17 protein-coding genes are annotated in these 14,236 nt (G+C 72.7%); 9 read left to right on the forward strand and 8 right to left on the reverse strand.

Annotation, left to right across the window (positions count from 1 at the left end; translation table 11 throughout):
• Positions 1 to 32 precede the first annotated feature (32 nt).
• The 3 genes from OHS33_RS13000 to OHS33_RS13010 all read right to left on the reverse strand — a co-directional run bounded on the left by OHS33_RS13000 (position 33) and on the right by OHS33_RS13010 (position 868).
• Positions 33 to 455 (reverse strand): PIN domain nuclease, encoded by a 423-nt coding sequence (locus tag OHS33_RS13000; RefSeq protein ID WP_330330559.1) that lies wholly within the window; start codon positions 453 to 455, stop codon positions 33 to 35.
• Complete coding sequence (locus OHS33_RS13005; protein ID WP_330330560.1) at positions 452 to 661, reverse strand: type II toxin-antitoxin system VapB family antitoxin; 210 nt, start codon at positions 659 to 661, stop codon at positions 452 to 454. The genes OHS33_RS13000 and OHS33_RS13005 overlap by 4 nt, the downstream gene beginning before the upstream one ends.
• A 63-nt stretch (positions 662 to 724) precedes the next feature.
• Complete coding sequence (locus tag OHS33_RS13010) at positions 725 to 868, reverse strand: hypothetical protein (RefSeq protein WP_330330561.1); 144 nt, start codon at positions 866 to 868, stop codon at positions 725 to 727.
• Positions 869 to 896: 28 nt separating this feature from the next.
• Here OHS33_RS13010 and OHS33_RS13015 point away from each other — a divergent pair, with 28 nt between their 5' ends.
• Both OHS33_RS13015 and OHS33_RS13020 read left to right on the forward strand, forming a co-directional pair.
• Positions 897 to 1,262 (forward strand): type II toxin-antitoxin system RelE/ParE family toxin, encoded by a 366-nt coding sequence (locus OHS33_RS13015; protein ID WP_330330562.1) that lies wholly within the window; start codon positions 897 to 899, stop codon positions 1,260 to 1,262.
• A gap of 13 nt (positions 1,263 to 1,275) precedes the next feature.
• Positions 1,276 to 1,620: a helix-turn-helix domain-containing protein gene (locus OHS33_RS13020; protein ID WP_330330563.1), complete on the forward strand. Its 345-nt coding sequence runs from the start codon at positions 1,276 to 1,278 to the stop codon at positions 1,618 to 1,620.
• Between the two features lie 7 nt (positions 1,621 to 1,627).
• Here OHS33_RS13020 and OHS33_RS13025 read toward each other — a convergent pair whose 3' ends face one another.
• Positions 1,628 to 3,313, reverse strand: a complete 1,686-nt coding sequence (locus OHS33_RS13025) for a thiamine pyrophosphate-binding protein (protein ID WP_330330564.1) — start codon at positions 3,311 to 3,313, stop codon at positions 1,628 to 1,630.
• A 45-nt stretch (positions 3,314 to 3,358) separates the two neighbouring features.
• Positions 3,359 to 4,327, reverse strand: a complete 969-nt coding sequence (gene speB / locus OHS33_RS13030) for an agmatinase (protein ID WP_274553215.1) — start codon at positions 4,325 to 4,327, stop codon at positions 3,359 to 3,361.
• Between the two features lie 127 nt (positions 4,328 to 4,454).
• On the opposite strand from speB, the gene OHS33_RS13035 reads away from it, so the two are divergent.
• The 5 genes from OHS33_RS13035 to OHS33_RS13055 all read left to right on the forward strand — a co-directional run bounded on the left by OHS33_RS13035 (position 4,455) and on the right by OHS33_RS13055 (position 9,646).
• On the forward strand, positions 4,455 to 5,936 hold the full coding sequence (locus OHS33_RS13035; protein ID WP_330330565.1) for a PucR family transcriptional regulator: 1,482 nt from the start codon (positions 4,455 to 4,457) through the stop codon (positions 5,934 to 5,936).
• Between the two features lie 25 nt (positions 5,937 to 5,961).
• Positions 5,962 to 6,453, forward strand: a complete 492-nt coding sequence (locus OHS33_RS13040; protein ID WP_330330566.1) for a hypothetical protein — start codon at positions 5,962 to 5,964, stop codon at positions 6,451 to 6,453.
• A gap of 122 nt (positions 6,454 to 6,575) precedes the next feature.
• Complete coding sequence (locus OHS33_RS13045) at positions 6,576 to 7,733, forward strand: acyl-CoA dehydrogenase family protein (protein ID WP_330330567.1); 1,158 nt, start codon at positions 6,576 to 6,578, stop codon at positions 7,731 to 7,733.
• Positions 7,734 to 7,759: 26 nt separating this feature from the next.
• Positions 7,760 to 8,638 carry an acyl-CoA thioesterase gene (locus OHS33_RS13050; protein ID WP_330330568.1) on the forward strand — a complete coding sequence of 293 codons (879 nt, stop codon included), beginning with the start codon at positions 7,760 to 7,762 and terminating at the stop codon, positions 8,636 to 8,638.
• 27 nt (positions 8,639 to 8,665) lie between these two features.
• A complete protein-coding gene (locus tag OHS33_RS13055) occupies positions 8,666 to 9,646 on the forward strand; it encodes a cation diffusion facilitator family transporter (RefSeq protein WP_330330569.1) in 981 nt (326 codons plus the stop codon).
• Here the strand turns inward: OHS33_RS13055 and OHS33_RS13060 are convergent.
• On the reverse strand, positions 9,643 to 10,104 hold the full coding sequence (locus OHS33_RS13060; RefSeq protein WP_330330570.1) for a MarR family winged helix-turn-helix transcriptional regulator: 462 nt from the start codon (positions 10,102 to 10,104) through the stop codon (positions 9,643 to 9,645). The two genes, OHS33_RS13055 and OHS33_RS13060, sit on opposite strands and share 4 nt — an antisense overlap.
• A gap of 112 nt (positions 10,105 to 10,216) precedes the next feature.
• On the opposite strand from OHS33_RS13060, the gene OHS33_RS13065 reads away from it, so the two are divergent.
• Positions 10,217 to 11,059 carry an SDR family NAD(P)-dependent oxidoreductase gene (locus OHS33_RS13065; protein ID WP_330330571.1) on the forward strand — a complete coding sequence of 281 codons (843 nt, stop codon included), beginning with the start codon at positions 10,217 to 10,219 and terminating at the stop codon, positions 11,057 to 11,059.
• A 16-nt stretch (positions 11,060 to 11,075) separates the two neighbouring features.
• Here the strand turns inward: OHS33_RS13065 and OHS33_RS13070 are convergent, their stop codons facing one another.
• Both OHS33_RS13070 and OHS33_RS13075 read right to left on the reverse strand, forming a co-directional pair.
• Positions 11,076 to 11,879 carry a phosphatase gene (locus tag OHS33_RS13070; protein WP_330330572.1) on the reverse strand — a complete coding sequence of 268 codons (804 nt, stop codon included), beginning with the start codon at positions 11,877 to 11,879 and terminating at the stop codon, positions 11,076 to 11,078.
• A 65-nt stretch (positions 11,880 to 11,944) separates the two neighbouring features.
• Complete coding sequence (locus OHS33_RS13075) at positions 11,945 to 12,523, reverse strand: SACE_7040 family transcriptional regulator (RefSeq protein WP_330330573.1); 579 nt, start codon at positions 12,521 to 12,523, stop codon at positions 11,945 to 11,947.
• A 91-nt stretch (positions 12,524 to 12,614) separates the two neighbouring features.
• On the opposite strand from OHS33_RS13075, the gene OHS33_RS13080 reads away from it, so the two are divergent.
• On the forward strand, positions 12,615 to 14,231 hold the full coding sequence (locus OHS33_RS13080; RefSeq protein ID WP_330330574.1) for a carboxyl transferase domain-containing protein: 1,617 nt from the start codon (positions 12,615 to 12,617) through the stop codon (positions 14,229 to 14,231).
• Positions 14,232 to 14,236 lie beyond the last annotated feature (5 nt).

Genomic DNA, 14,236 nt, shown 5'->3' on the forward strand with positions numbered 1-14,236 from the left:
GGATTTCATCCCGCGGCAACAATCGAACAGGGTTATGCGGTCCCTGGCGGTACCACCCACTTCGTCGGCTGGCCGGTCACGCGGGCGACGGTCTCGAAGTCGGCGTCGTAGTGGAGCAGGGTCAGCCCCGACAGCTCGGCGGTCGCCGCGACAAGGAGATCGACGGGTCCGGCGCTGCGGTGCTCGCCCCGGTCGGTGAGCAGCCGCTGCACGGCGCGGGCCCGGCTGTACACGCTGTCCGGCATGGGGGTCCAGTTGAAGAGCCGCTCCATGAGCTCTTCCTTCCTCAGCCGGTCAGCGAGGGAGCGGGCGGAGAAGAGGATCTCCAGCTCCGTCACCTCGCAGAAGCCGATGACACCCTCGGCCAGATGGTCGGCCCACACCTTGCCGACGTCCACGTTCGTCATGATGCGGGCCACGGCAGAGGTGTCGATCAAATGGGTCAGCGAACTCATCGGCGGTAGTTGGCCTTGTCCAGGAGGATGTCGAAGTCACCGCGCTGGCCCATCTCCATGAGCTCTTCGAGCGCCTCCAGCCTCCGGCGGCGGCGCGCGACCTCATGCAGGGCGGCGTTGACCGTGTCCTTCTTCGACTTCGTGCCCAGTATCGCGGCGGCGTCGGCCAACGCGTCGTCATCGACTTCCACGTAGAGGTTGGACATCACATATACCTCCTAGGCTGAGTGCATATGAAGCATATCGCCGGAGCCAGGAGGAGCGCAGCATTACGGCGCGGCCGTTCGGCACACCAGCACCACGGGCACCCCGGCGCCCTTGCATACCTCCTCCAGGCCTTCGGCTTGGAGCACCCCGCGCGCCTGCCGGGCGGTCACCCACACGAGGGATTCCGTCCCGTTACGGTCCGCCATACACTGAAGCGTCTATACGTTCCGGCGTATGGATGACTTCGACATCGAGATCGAGCCGGAGGTCCGTCTTTGGCTGATGAACCTCTCCGACGCGGACTACAGGGCGGCCGAGCACGCGGCTGTCCGGCTTTCCACCGACGCGACCACGCTCGGCGAACCCCACTCGCGCTACCTGGGTAACGGCGTCCGGGAATTGCGATTCGACATCGGCCCCAGTCGAGACGCTGTCAGAATCTCGTACTGGCTGGCCCCGGGGCGCCGAGTGGTTCTACTGACGGTCTTCCGTAAAACGAGGCAGCGCGACGACGCGGAAGTCGCGCGCGCCAAGCTGGCGAAGGCGGTCTGTGAAGCGCAGCACGAACCCGCCCACGACGTGTTCAGCCGTGAGCCGTAGGAAGGAGCTCCTGATGGTGAGCCACGCACATTGGAAGTTGGCCCGGGACAAGCAGGTCGCACAAGGGTTCTCCGAGAGCCCCGAGGTGACCAAGCACCGGGAGGAGATCCGGCTGGCCTGGGATCTCGGGCAGGCCGTTTACGACCGGCGGACCGCGCTCGGGATCTCGCAGAGCGAGCTGGCGCGGCGGGCCGGGATGTCGCAGCCGCAGGTGTCCAAGCTGGAGCTCGGCGGCACCGTGCCGACCGTGCCGCTGCTGGCACGGCTGGCGCGGGCCATGGAGTCCGAGCTGAATCTCCGGCTCGTCGGGGAGACCTCGCACGTGGTCTTCACCGCCCACGACCACGAAGCGGCCTGAGCACTGCTCAGACGTGGGTCGGGGTGAACATCTTCAGGGTGGCCGGGAGGACCAGGACCGAGGGGCCCGGGGTGGCGAGGGACTTCTTCAGGTCCGCGCGCAGGGATTCCGGGGTGGTGGTGGCCGCGGGGATGCCGAAGGACTCGGCCAGGGCGACGAAGTCGGGGCGGGTGAGTTCCGTGCCCGTGGTGCGGCCGTCGAAGGACTCGGCCATGTACTCGCGCAGGATGCCGTAGCCGCCGTCGTCCACGATCAGCCAGGCCACGTCCAGGTCGTACTGGCGCGCGGTGGCCAGTTCCGCCAGGGAGTACATGGCGCCGCCGTCGCCGGAGACGGCCAGGACCGGGGTGCCCGGTTCGGCGGCGCAGGCGCCGAGGGCGGCCGGGAAGGCGTAGCCGAGGCCGCCCGCGCCCTGGGCCGAGTGCATGGTGTTGGGGTGCTTCGGGTCGAAGGCGGACCAGGCCCAGTACGACAGCATCGTCATGTCCCAGAAGGACGGCGAGCGCGGGGGCAGGGCGGCCCTGATGGAGGTCAGGAGGGACTGCTCCAGGGTCACGTCCTGGGTGGACAGGCGCTCGGCGATCGCGGCCAACACCGCGCGGACGCGCTCGGGCGCGCCGGGGTCCGGGCGCTCGGCGACCGTCTCCAGCAGCGCCTGGAGGGCGAGCCGCGCGTCGGCGTGGATGCCGAGCCCGGCGTGGTTGGACTCCAGCTTCCCGAGGTCGGCCTCGATCTGGACGACCCGGCCCTCCGGGAAGAACGTGTGATAGTTCGAGGAGAGTTCCCCCAGGCCCGACCCGACGACGAGAAGTACGTCGGCGTCCTCCAGGAAGTCCGTCATGTGGCGGTCCTCCAGCCAGGACTGGAGGGACAGCGGGTGTGTCCAGGGGAAGGCGCCCTTGCCGCCGAAAGTGGTGACGACCGGGGCGTTCAGGCGTTCGGCCAGCTGCTTCAGCTTGCCCGCCGCGTCCGAGCGGATGACCCCGCCGCCCGCGATGATCACCGGCCGGGCGGCCCGCTCCAGCCAGTGCGCGGCCAGCGCCGTCAGCTCGGGCCGCGGGGCGAGGTCGTGCGGGGTCGCGTCCACGCCCGTGACCTGCGGGATGAAGGTTTCCGCGCGCAGGACGTCTTCCGGGATCTCGACCCAGACCGGGCCGTGCGGGGCGGTCAGCGCCGACTCCCACGCCTCGGCCACGACCGAGGGGATCTGGGACGGCGTCCGCGCGATGTGGACGGACTTCACCACGTCCCGGAACGAGGCCGCCTGGTCCCGCAGTTCGTGCAGGTGGCCGCGCCGCCCGCCGCCCAGGCCCGCGGTCGGCACCTGCGAGGAGATGGCGACGACCGGGGCGGAGGCGGCGGCCGCCTCCGCCAGGGCGGGCAGCGCCGTCAGCGCGCCCGGCCCGGTGGAGAGCAGCAGCGGGACGGCCTCGCCCGTGAGGCGGCCGTACGCGTCGGCGGCGAACCCGGCGTTGTTCTCCACCCGCATGCTGATCAGCCGCAGGTCGCAGCGGCCCAGCGCGTCGAAGAGGGCGAGGGCGTGCTGGCCGGGCAGGCCGAAGACGGTGTTGGCGCCGAGCGAACGCAGCGTTTCCACGACCAGGTCCCCGCCCGTCCGGCCCGGCGGCGGGGCCAGGGCGGCCGCCGTCTGGGCGGGGGTGGGACGGAGTACCAGGTCGTGGTCGTGCGTCACGTGTCTTACTTGCCCTTCGGGTTCGCCTTCGCCGCGGCGCTGTGCTTATCGACCCTGCCTGGCGGCAGCGATCTGACGGCTCATGATCGTGGTCAGCTCGTACGCGGTGTGCGAGGCCGCGACCGAAGTGATCTCCGCGTGATCGTACGCCGGGGCGACCTCGACCACGTCTGCGGAAACCAGGTTGCAGGACGACAGGCCGCGGATGATCTCCAGCAGCTCGCGGGAGGTCATGCCGCCCGCCTCGGGCGTGCCGGTGCCGGGGGCGTGCGCCGGGTCCAGCACGTCGATGTCGATCGAGATGTACAGCGGGCGGTCGCCGATGCGCTGGCGCAGCTGGTCGGCGACCTCGTCGGCGCCGCGCCGGTAGACGTCCGCCGAGGTGACGATGCCGAAGCCCATCTTGGCGTCGTCGTCCAGGTCCTGCTTGCCGTAGAGCGGGCCGCGGGTGCCGACGTGCGAGAGCGCCTCGGTGTCGAGGATGCCCTCCTCGACCGCCCGGCGGAACGGCGTGCCGTGCGTGTACTCGGCGCCGAAGTACGTGTCCCAGGTGTCGAGGTGCGCGTCGAAGTGCAGCAGCGCCACCGGGCCGTGCTTCTTCGCCACCGAGCGCAGCAGCGGCAGCGCGATGGTGTGGTCGCCGCCGAGGGTCATCAGGCGGGAGCCGTTGCCGATCAGCTCGTCGGCCGCGGCCTCGATCGTGTCGACGGCCTCGTTGATGTTGAAGGGGTTCGCCGCGATGTCACCGGCGTCGGCGACCTGCGCGAGGGCGAAGGGGGAGGCGTCCTGCGCCGGGTTGTACGGGCGCAGCAGGCGGGAGGCCTCGCGGATGGCGTTGCCGCCGAAGCGGGCGCCGGGGCGGTAGGAGACACCGGAGTCGAAGGGCACGCCGACGACGGCCACGTCCGCCTTGCCGCCGACCTCGTCGAGGCGGGGCAGCCGGGCGAAGGTCGCGGGGCCCGCGTAGCGCGGGATGCGGGAGGAGTCGACGGGGCCGCGGGGCTGCGTGCTCATGGGGGGTGCCCTTCCTGAAGGTCCTGCGGTGCGGTGCGGGTGCGGTGCTTCGAGCGTAAACGGACACCCCGGGCGCGCGCAGTGTACGTTTCCTCCATCAAGCGTCCCCGATGTGTACGGAGCATCCATGGAGGCGGCCCCGCCCCCCACTCCCCCGGTCGCACTCTCCGCACTGCTGCGTGACCGGGAGCTGGGGCTGCGGCACCTGGCGGGGCCCGACGGGGCGGACGTGCACGGCGTGCACGCCTCCGAGATGGCCGACCCGTCGCCGTACCTGCTGGGCGGCGAGCTGCTGCTGACCGCCGGCGCCGCACTGGACGACCCCGATGCCTACGTCGCCCGGCTCGCCCGCGCCGGTGTCGCCGCGCTCGGCTTCGGCGTGGCCCCGGTGCACGAGCGGGTCCCGCCGGGGCTGGCCGGAGCCTGCGACCGGGCCGGCCTCCCGCTGCTGGAGGTGCCGCCCGGCACCCCCTTCAGCGCGGTCGCCCGGGCGGTCTGGCGGCTGATGGCGGAGGCCCGTACCCGGGAGCTGCGCCGGGTCACCGAGGCCCAGCAGTCGCTGGCCGCCGCGGCGGCCCGCCCCGACCCGGTCACGGCGGTGCTGCGGCGCCTCGCGGCGAGCCTGGGCGGCCGGGTCGAGCTGGCGCCCGACGGCCGCTCGGCGGGCGCGGCCCCGCCCGCACCCGCCGCCGAGGCACTGGCCGCGCTGCTGGCCCGGGTCGGCCGCGCCGGGGGCCCGGCCACGGCCACCGCCGAAGCCGCGGGCTGGCACCTCACGGCCCACGCCCTGAACCGCCCCCCGGACCCGGGCCCCGCCCCGGCGCCCGCCGAGCCCCCGCAAGCACCGCCCCCCGCGCCGTCCCCCCCGCCGGACGGCGGGCCCGCGCGCCCCGGCGGGCACGGGCCCGCGCGGGCGCTCGGGACCGCCACCCCGGTCCGCGCCCCCGGGGACCACACCGTGGCCTCGGTCGCCGCCGTCCTGCTGACGCTGCTCACCGCGCACCGGCCCGGCGGGGACGAGGCCGCCGCCCTGACCCGGCTGCTGCTCGACGGGGATCCGGCCGGGGCGCTGGGGCCGGGGCCCTGGTACGCCGTCCACGCGCGCGGCGGCGGCGACCCGGCGGCCCTGGCGGCCGCGCTGGGGACCGTACTGCTGGACCCGCGCGAGGACGGAGTACGCCTGCTCACCGACCGGGACCCGGCCCCGCAGCCCGGCTGGCGGCTCGGGGTCGGGGCGCCCGCCGGTCCCGCGGCGCTGCGGACCGCCGGGGCCCAGGCGCGGCGGGCCCTGGAGCGCGCCGAGGCGGCCCGGGTCCCGCTGGCCCGGCACACTCCCGGCGGCATCGCCGCCCTGCTGGACCCGGCGGAGGCCCGCGCATACGCCGAGACCCTGCTCGCGCCTCTGAACCCGGCGCAGGCGGACACGCTGCGCGCCTGGCTGGCCCATCACGGCAGCTGGGACCGCAGCGCGGCCGCCCTCGGCGTCCACCGCAACACCGTCCGCCAGCGCATCGCCCGCTGCGCGGCCCTGCTGGCGCTCGACCTGGACGACCCGGACACCCGGATGGAGCTGTGGTTCGCGCTCCGCGGCGGCACACCGGGCGGCTGACCGCGTTCGGGGCGACGCTGATGACATGAGCCGACCCGATGACAGCTCCCCGGAACCCCGGGGCTGGGCCCCGCGCCCGCAGTACCCCACGCCCCCGCCCCCGCCCCCGGGCACGCCGTCGCGCGGGCGCCGTCGCTGGCCCTGGGTGCTGCTCGGGCTCCTGATCCTGCTGCTCGGCGGCTGCACCGCCCTCTTCGCGGTCTTCGCGCACCAGGTGTCCGAGGAGGCCGGGCGGCCCGCGAAGATCACGTACGCGGCGACCGGCAAGGCCACGGGCGTGACCATCTCCTACTCCAGCTGGCGCGACGGGAACGTGTCCACGAGCCAGGTCGGCGGCCAGAACCTGCCGTGGACGAAGGTGATCACCACGAAGGGCTTCGTCAAGGGCGGCTCGCTCATCGTCACGCTGGGCGCGGACGGCGGCGCGGCCACCTGTTCGGTGACGGTGGACGACGCCCCGCCGATCACGGCGAGCGCGATGGGCCCCTTCGCCTCGGCGGTCTGCAACGGCTTCTAGGCCGTCTCCGGTCCGGGGCGTGCCCGGCGTCACTCTGGACAGCGCGGACAACTCACCGGTAACTTAATCTGAGCAAGCGCTTAGCCATGGCGGCGGACCGCCGCGACCGAAGGGAGCCGGCCGTGCGCCGTACTGTATTCAACGAGGACCACGAGGCGTTCCGCGAGACCATCCGCGCCTTCATCGAGGCCGAGGTCGTCCCCGTCTACGACGAGTGGTTCCAGGCCGGCCAGGCTCCGCGCGACTTCTACTACAAGCTCGGCGACCTGGGCGTCTTCGGCATCAACGTGCCCGAGGAGTTCGGCGGCGCCGGCCTGGACACGCACAAGTTCGAGGCCGTCCTCTACGAAGAGACCTCCCGCGCGGGCGTGAACTTCGGCGGCTCCGGCGTGCACGTGCTGCTCGCGCTCCCCTACATCAAGATGCTCTCCACGGACGAGCAGAAGAAGCGCTACCTGCCGAAGTTCGTCACCGGCGAGGAGATGTGGGCCCTCGCGATGACCGAGCCGGGCACCGGCTCCGACGTCGCGGGCATGAAGACCACCGCCAAGCTCTCCGAGGACGGCACGCACTACGTCCTCAACGGCTCCAAGACCTTCATCACCGGTGGCGTCCACGCCGACCGCGTGATCGTCTGCGCCCGCACCTCCGCCCCGCGCGAGGACGACCGCCGCTTCGGCATCTCCCTCTTCGCCGTGGACACCAAGTCCGAGGGCTACTCGATCGGCCGCAAGCTCGACAAGCTGGGCCTGCGCACCTCCGACACCGCCGAGCTGGCGTTCGTCGACGTGAAGGTGCCCGTCGAGGACCTGATGGGCGAGGAGAACAAGGGCTTCTACTACCTCGGCGCCAACCTGCCGTCCGAGCGCTGGGGCATCGCCTTCGGCGCCTACGCGCAGGCCAAGGCCGCCGTCCGGTTCGCCCAGCAGTACGTGACGGACCGCACCGTCTTCGGCAAGCCGGTCGCCCACTTCCAGAACACCAAGTTCGAACTGGCCGCCTGCCAGGCCGAGGTGGACGCCGCCGAGGCCGTCGCCGACCGCGCGCTGGAGGCCCTGGACGCCGGTGAGCTGACCGCCGCCGAGGCCGCGTCCGCGAAGCTGTTCTGCACCGAGGTCGCGCACCGCGTGATCGACAAGTGCCTCCAGCTGCACGGCGGTTACGGCTACATGAACGAGTACCCGATCGCCCGCCTGTACGCCGACAACCGCGTGAACCGCATCTACGGCGGCACCAGCGAGGTCATGAAGTCCATCATCGCCAAGTCCATGGGCCTGTAGGGAATCCGGGCACTTACCCTTCCCCCATGAACGAGGCACTGACGTCGCTCCTCGATCTGCTCGACCTGGAGCAGATCGAGGAGAACATCTTCCGCGGTACCAGCCGCCCTTCGCTGGTACCGCGCGTCTTCGGCGGTCAGGTCGCGGCGCAGGCCCTGGTCGCGGCCGGGCGGACCGTCCCCGCGGACCGCACCGCACATTCGCTGCACTCGTACTTCCTGCGCACCGGCGACACGGGCGCGCCCATCGTGTATTCGGTGGACCGGATCCGTGACGGGCGCTCCTTCACCACGCGCCGCGTCGTCGCCGTCCAGCACGGCCAGCCGATCTTCCACCTCTCGGCGTCGTTCCAGACGTACGAGGACGGCCTCGACCACCAGGTCGCGATGCCGGACGCGCCCGATCCGGAGACCCTGCCCACCGCGGCCGAGTCGCTGCCCGCGTACCGGGAGATCTTCCGCGACCCGGGCACGGTGGAGCGGCTGATCGAGGCGCGGGGCGCGGTGGACCTGCGCTATGCGACGACCCCGCCGTGGGGCAGCGTCGGCGAGCCGGTCGAGCCGCGCTCGCAGGTGTGGTTCCGTACCGCGGGCAAGCTGGAGAACGACGACCCCCTGCTGCACACCTGCCTGGCCACCTACGTCTCGGACATGACCCTGCTCGACTCGGTGCTGCTCGCCCACGGGCGGGGCGGCTGGGCGGTCGGCGATGTCGTGGGCGCCTCGCTGGACCACGCGATGTGGTTCCACCGGCCGTTCCGCGCGGACGAGTGGCTGCTGTACGACCAGGAGTCCCCTTCGGCGGCCGCCGGGCGGGGGCTGGGGCAGGCCAGGATCTGGACCCAGGACGGGCGGCTCGCCGTCACCGTCATCCAGGAGGGCGTGGTGCGCGTCCCGCGCGCGTAGCCGGGGCGGCCGACGTACCGTCGCCTCATGTCCAGCACCGAAGGCAGCCCGGGCGGTGAAAACGGCGCGCGCGGTACCGGCGCCGAGAGCGTCGGTGACGAGAGCGTCGGCACGGTCCTCGTCGCGGTGGTCACCAATCTGGGGATCGCGGCGGCGAAGGCGGTCGGCGGGATCGTCAGCGGATCCAGCGCGATGCTGTCCGAGGCGGCCCATTCGGTGGCCGACACCGTGACCGAGGTGCTGCTGCTGGCCTCGCTCAAGCGCAGCGCGAAGCCCGCGGACGAGGCGCATCCGCTGGGCTACGGCCCGGAGCGCTACATCTGGGCGCTGCTGGCCTCGATCGCCACCTTCGTCGGCGGCGCGGTGTTCGCCGTGTACGACGGGATCCACACGCTGGTCCACGGCGAGGACCCGGGCAGCCCGACGCTCTCGTACCTGATCCTCGGCGTCGCGTTCCTGCTGGAGGGCTACTCGCTGCTGGTCGCCTGGCGCCAGGTGAAGGGCGAGGCGGCCCGGATGCGGGCCCCGCTCGGCCTGTACGTGAAGCACACCCCCGACACGGCGGTGAAGGCGGTCCTGCTGGAGAACGTGGCCGCGCTGATCGGGCTCGCCCTGGCCGCGGGCGGCCTGCTGGGCGCGCAGCTGACCGGCTCCGGGGCGTACGACGGGATCGCGTCGCTGCTGATCGGGCTGCTGCTGGTGGGGGTGGCGTGGGAGCTGGGCCGCTCGAACGCCCAGTACCTGATCGGCCGCCCGCTGCCGGAGCGGATGCGGGCCGGGGTCCGCGAGGAGCTGCTGTCCGTGCCGCACATCGAGGCGGTCCTCGAACTCACCACGCTGGTGCAGGGGCCGGACGAGGTGCTGATCGCCGCGAAGATCGACTTCCACGACCTGGCGGCGGCGTGGCAGGTGGAGCGGGCCTGCGAGGAGGCCGAGGCGCAGCTGCGCGAGCGCTACCCCGCGATCCGCCGCGTCTACCTGGACCCGACGCCCCGCCGCTCGGCTTAGCGCTTCGGGTTGGCCTTGAGTTTGGCCCAGACCGCTTCCAGCGCGGCGATGTCCGCGTCGTCGAGCCGGTCGTCGAACACCTCGGCCAGCGCCTCGCGCCGGGTGGCGTCGGCCTCCTCGAAGGCGCGGTGCCCGGCGTCGGTGAGGGCGACGCGGACCGAGCGTGCGTCCGTCGGGGAGGGTATGCGCTCGACGAGGCCCCGGGCCTGGAGCGCGTCGGTGACGCGCGAGACCTGACTGCGGCTGAGCAGGGTCCTGGCCCCCAGCTCGGAGGGGGCGACCGGCTCGCGCTGGGCCCGCAGCCACAGCATGACCTCGAACCAGGACAGCGGCAGGTCGTGGCGGCGGCTGAGGGCCTGGTCCACCCGGGCGGTGAGGGTGGTGCCCGCCCAGACGAGGCCGTAGAAGGCGTGGTCGCGGGGGGTGAGCTCGCCCAGGGTGAAGTCGTTGTGCGCCATCCGGCCAGGGTACCCGCTTGCGTGCACGCACACACAACGATAATCTGTGTGTGTACACGCGAATATTGTCCCTTCGCATGGACCCCCGCCCCCCTGTGCTCAGGAGACCCCCATGACCCGCAAGACCGTCCTCATCACCGGCACCTCCACCGGCATCGGCCTCGCCGCCGCCGTCGCGGCCGCCGGGGCCGGCTGGCACACCGTCGCCACCATGCGCGACACCGGCCGCGCCGACGCCCTGCTCAAGGCCGCCGAGGAGGCCGGCGTGTCCGGCCTCGTACAGGTCAAGCGCCTCGACGTCACCGACGCCGACTCCGTCGCCGCCTGCGTGGCCGAGGTCATCGCGGAGCACGGCCGGCTCGACGCGGTGGTGAACAACGCCGGCGCGGGCTCGGTGGGCACCATCGAGCAGAACGGCATGGAGCAGGTCCGCTCCGCCATGGAGGTCAACTACTTCGGCGTCGTCGAACTCACCCGCGCGGCCCTCCCCCACCTGCGCGCCACCGGCGGCCGGGTCATCACGGTCACCAGCGTCGGCGGAGTGGTCGGCCAGCCCTTCAACGAGGCCTACTGCGCGGCCAAGTTCGCCGTCGAGGGGTTCATGGAGTCGCTCGCACCGGTCGCCGCGAGCGTCGGCGTCCACGTCACCGTCGTCGAGCCGGGGGCCGTGGCCAGCGAGTTCGTCGCCAGCCTGGAGCTCGACATCCCGGCCATGCTCGCCGAGGCCGGCCCGTACGCCCCGGCGCTGAAGGCCTACGTCGAGCGCACCACGCAGTCCTTCGCCGCCGCCCAGACCCCCGCGGAGGCCGCCGCCCCGATCACCCTGGCGCTGACCGCCGAGCACCCCCCGTTCCGGGTCCAGACCTCGGACTGGGCCCGGGACTTCGTCGCCCCGAAGCTGGCCGACCTCGACGGCTCGGCCGTCCAGGCCGTGACGGGCGGCTGGCTGCGCTGACCGGGGTCACCCCCGGTTACGTCAGCAGCCCCGCCGCGTTCAGCAGGTACGCCACCATCGGGTCGTAGTGCCGCGGGTCGCGCACGTGGTCGTCCAGCGGGACCGCGACCTGGAGGGTCCCCTCGGCCTCGCCGAGGAAGAGCGCCGGGTCGTTGCAGTCGGCGTAGCCCACCGCGTCCAGGCCCCGCTGGGCCGCGCACCCGGCCCACCCGTGGTCGGCGACGACCAAGTCCGGCAGGGGCCGCCCCTCGGCCGCCAGCCCGTCCAGGATCGCGGCCATCGGGTTCGGCGAGTGCGTGTGCCACAGGGTCGCCCCGCGCTCCAGCACCGCCACGTCCGCGAACTGCCACACCGAGCCCTCGTCGGCCACGAGCCCGGCCGGGATGACCACGATCTCGCAGCCAGCCGCCCGCAGGGCCGCCGCCGTGGCGCGGTGGACGTCGAGCAGCCCGCCCGGGTGTCCGGTCGCGAACAGCACCCGCTGCTGGTCCAGGGCGGCCTTGTGCAGCCGCGCCGCCATCCGGTCGAGGCCGTCGAGGGTCAGCTCGGGGTCGATGGTGTCCTGGCCGTGCAGCTGCGCCGGGTCGTCGACGACCCCGCAGCGCTCGGCCATGACCGCGAGGACGTCCTGTTCGTCGGTCCAGCGGTCGCCCAGCTCCAGGCCCAGCCAGAAATGGCGGTCGCCGTTGGCGAGCTTGCGGTAGTGGGAGAGGTTGTTCTCGCGCGGTGTGGCGACCTGTCCGGCGATCCGGGTGCGGACCAGGTGATCGATGAGTTCGGCGCGGCTGGGTACGGGCGTCTCTATCGGCATGGGCCCCATTCTGCCGCCGGAGGGCCGGACGCGTCCGTTCCGTCCCGCCCACCGGAAGACGGCGGCCCACCCGCTCACCCCGACAGCGCCCCGAACGCCCCGTGCGCCACCCGGCGCAGCAGCGACTCGGTGGCCTCGCGGCCCAGCGGTCCCAGGTGCGGGGTGGAGTTCAGCAGGCCGAAGACGGCGTGCACGCAGATCCGTACCTCCGCCTGCGGCACGTCGGGGTGCAGTTCGCGGACGACCTCCACCCACAGCTCCACGTACTGCCGCTGGAGCTGGCGCACGAGCTTGCGGTCGGCGTCCCGCAGCCGGTCCAGCTCGCGGTCGTGGACGGTGATCAGCGCCCGGTCGTCGAGGGCGAAGTCGATGTGGCCGTCGATCAGCGAGGCGAGGACCGATCCTGGGTCCCCGGCGGCCTCCGCCACCCGGTGGCGGCCGCCGGTCAGCAGCCGTTCGCTGATCCCGACGAGCAGCTCGGCGAGCATCGCGTCCTTGCCCGCGAAATGGCGGTACAGGCCGGGGCCGCTGATGCCCACCGCGGCCCCTATCTCGTCCACGCCGACCCCGTGGAATCCACGTTCGGCGAAGAGACGAGCGGCCTCGTTGAGGATCTGCTCGCGACGGGTGGGGGCGGCCGCTCTGGTGCTCATGGGAATCCATTCTAGACAGGGCCGTTAGCGGTCGTTAACCTATGGCGCGTAAGGCGTTAACGCTCATTAACCGAGCAAGGGAGCTCGACGGATGCAGCAGGCACCAGTGCTGACGACCGCCGCCGATCCGGCGTCCGAGGCCTGGCGGACCAACGAGGCCGCCCACCGCGAGCTGACCGAGGGGCTGCGGGCCCGGCTCGACGCCGCCCGGCTCGGCGGCGGCGAGAAGGCCCGCGCCCGCCACACCGCCCGCGGGAAGCTCCTGCCGCGCGACCGCGTGGACGCCCTCCTGGACCCCGGTTCGCCGTTCCTGGAGCTGGCCCCGCTGGCCGCCGAGGGCATGTACGGGGGCGCCGCCCCCGCCGCCGGGGTGATCGCGGGCATCGGCCGGGTCAGCGGCCGCGAATGCGTGATCGTGGCGAACGACGCCACCGTCAAGGGCGGCACGTACTACCCGATGACCGTCAAGAAGCACCTGCGCGCCCAGGAGGTCGCGCTGGAGAACCGGCTCCCCTGCCTGTACCTGGTCGACTCCGGCGGCGCCTTCCTGCCCATGCAGGACGAGGTCTTCCCCGACCGCGAGCACTTCGGCCGGATCTTCTACAACCAGGCCCGCATGTCGGGCGCGGGCATCCCGCAGATCGCCGCCGTGCTCGGTTCCTGCACCGCGGGCGGGGCCTACGTACCGGCGATGAGCGACGAGGCCGTCATCGTGCGCGGCCAGGGCACCATCTTCCTCGGCGGCCCGCCGCTGGTGAAGGCGGCCACCGGTGAGGTGGTCACGGCCGAGGAGCTGGGCGGCGGCGAGGTCCACTCCCGTATCTCCGGGGTCACCGACCACCTGGCCGAGGACGACGCGCACGCGCTGCGGATCGTCCGCAACATCGTGGCCACGCTCCCGCAGAAGAGCGCGCCGCCGTGGTCGGTGGAGGCTCCCGAGGAGCCGAAGGCGGATCCGTTCGGCCTCTACGGCGCGGTGCCCGTCGACTCCCGCACCCCGTACGACGCCCGCGAGATCATCGCGCGCATCGCGGACGGCTCCCGCTTCCAGGAGTTCAAGGCCGAGTTCGGGCAGACCCTGGTCACCGGCTTCGCCCGGATCCACGGCCACCCGGTCGGCATCGTCGCCAACAACGGCATCCTGTTCTCCGAATCCGCCCAGAAGGGCGCCCACTTCATCGAGCTGTGCGACCAGCGCGGCATCCCCCTGCTCTTCCTCCAGAACATCTCGGGCTTCATGGTCGGCCGGGACTACGAGGCGGGCGGCATCGCCAAGCACGGCGCGAAGATGGTCACGGCCGTGGCCTGCACCCGGGTCCCCAAGCTGACCGTGGTCGTCGGCGGCTCGTACGGCGCGGGCAACTACTCCATGTGCGGCCGGGCCTACAGCCCCCGCTTCCTGTGGATGTGGCCCAACGCCAAGATCTCGGTCATGGGCGGCGAACAGGCCGCCTCGGTGCTCGCCACGGTCAAGCGCGACCAGATCGAGGGCGCGGGCCAGGAGTGGCCCGCCGACGACGAGGACGCCTTCAAGGCCCCGATCCGCGCGCAGTACGAGGAACAGGGCAACGCCTACTACGCCACCGCGCGGCTGTGGGACGACGGGGTCATCGACCCGATGGAGACCCGGCAGGTGCTGGGACTGGCCCTGACCGCCTGCGCCAACGCGCCCCTCGCCGACTCTGCTTTCGGCATCTTCCGGATGTGATGTGT

Source organism: Streptomyces sp. NBC_00536, assembly GCF_036346295.1.
In the GTDB taxonomy this organism is placed as follows: Bacteria; Actinomycetota; Actinomycetes; order Streptomycetales; family Streptomycetaceae; genus Streptomyces.

Excerpts from the sequence above, each read along its gene's own strand:
- OHS33_RS13065 (WP_330330571.1), top strand. The coding sequence starts at position 10,217 with ATGACCCGCAAGACCGTCCTCATCACCGGCACCTCCACCGGCATCGGC.
- OHS33_RS13010 (WP_330330561.1), bottom strand. The coding sequence starts at position 868 with ATGGCGGACCGTAACGGGACGGAATCCCTCGTGTGGGTGACCGCCCGG.
- OHS33_RS13035 (WP_330330565.1), top strand. The coding sequence starts at position 4,455 with ATGGAGGCGGCCCCGCCCCCCACTCCCCCGGTCGCACTCTCCGCACTG.
- OHS33_RS13060 (WP_330330570.1), bottom strand. The coding sequence starts at position 10,104 with ATGGCGCACAACGACTTCACCCTGGGCGAGCTCACCCCCCGCGACCAC.
- OHS33_RS13020 (WP_330330563.1), top strand. The coding sequence starts at position 1,276 with ATGGTGAGCCACGCACATTGGAAGTTGGCCCGGGACAAGCAGGTCGCA.
- OHS33_RS13080 (WP_330330574.1), top strand. The coding sequence starts at position 12,615 with ATGCAGCAGGCACCAGTGCTGACGACCGCCGCCGATCCGGCGTCCGAG.
- OHS33_RS13050 (WP_330330568.1), top strand. The coding sequence starts at position 7,760 with ATGAACGAGGCACTGACGTCGCTCCTCGATCTGCTCGACCTGGAGCAG.
- OHS33_RS13040 (WP_330330566.1), top strand. The coding sequence starts at position 5,962 with ATGAGCCGACCCGATGACAGCTCCCCGGAACCCCGGGGCTGGGCCCCG.
- OHS33_RS13005 (WP_330330560.1), bottom strand. The coding sequence starts at position 661 with ATGTCCAACCTCTACGTGGAAGTCGATGACGACGCGTTGGCCGACGCC.
- OHS33_RS13055 (WP_330330569.1), top strand. The coding sequence starts at position 8,666 with ATGTCCAGCACCGAAGGCAGCCCGGGCGGTGAAAACGGCGCGCGCGGT.
- speB (WP_274553215.1), bottom strand. The coding sequence starts at position 4,327 with ATGAGCACGCAGCCCCGCGGCCCCGTCGACTCCTCCCGCATCCCGCGC.
- OHS33_RS13000 (WP_330330559.1), bottom strand. The coding sequence starts at position 455 with ATGAGTTCGCTGACCCATTTGATCGACACCTCTGCCGTGGCCCGCATC.
- OHS33_RS13070 (WP_330330572.1), bottom strand. The coding sequence starts at position 11,879 with ATGGGGCCCATGCCGATAGAGACGCCCGTACCCAGCCGCGCCGAACTC.
- OHS33_RS13075 (WP_330330573.1), bottom strand. The coding sequence starts at position 12,523 with ATGAGCACCAGAGCGGCCGCCCCCACCCGTCGCGAGCAGATCCTCAAC.
- OHS33_RS13015 (WP_330330562.1), top strand. The coding sequence starts at position 897 with ATGGATGACTTCGACATCGAGATCGAGCCGGAGGTCCGTCTTTGGCTG.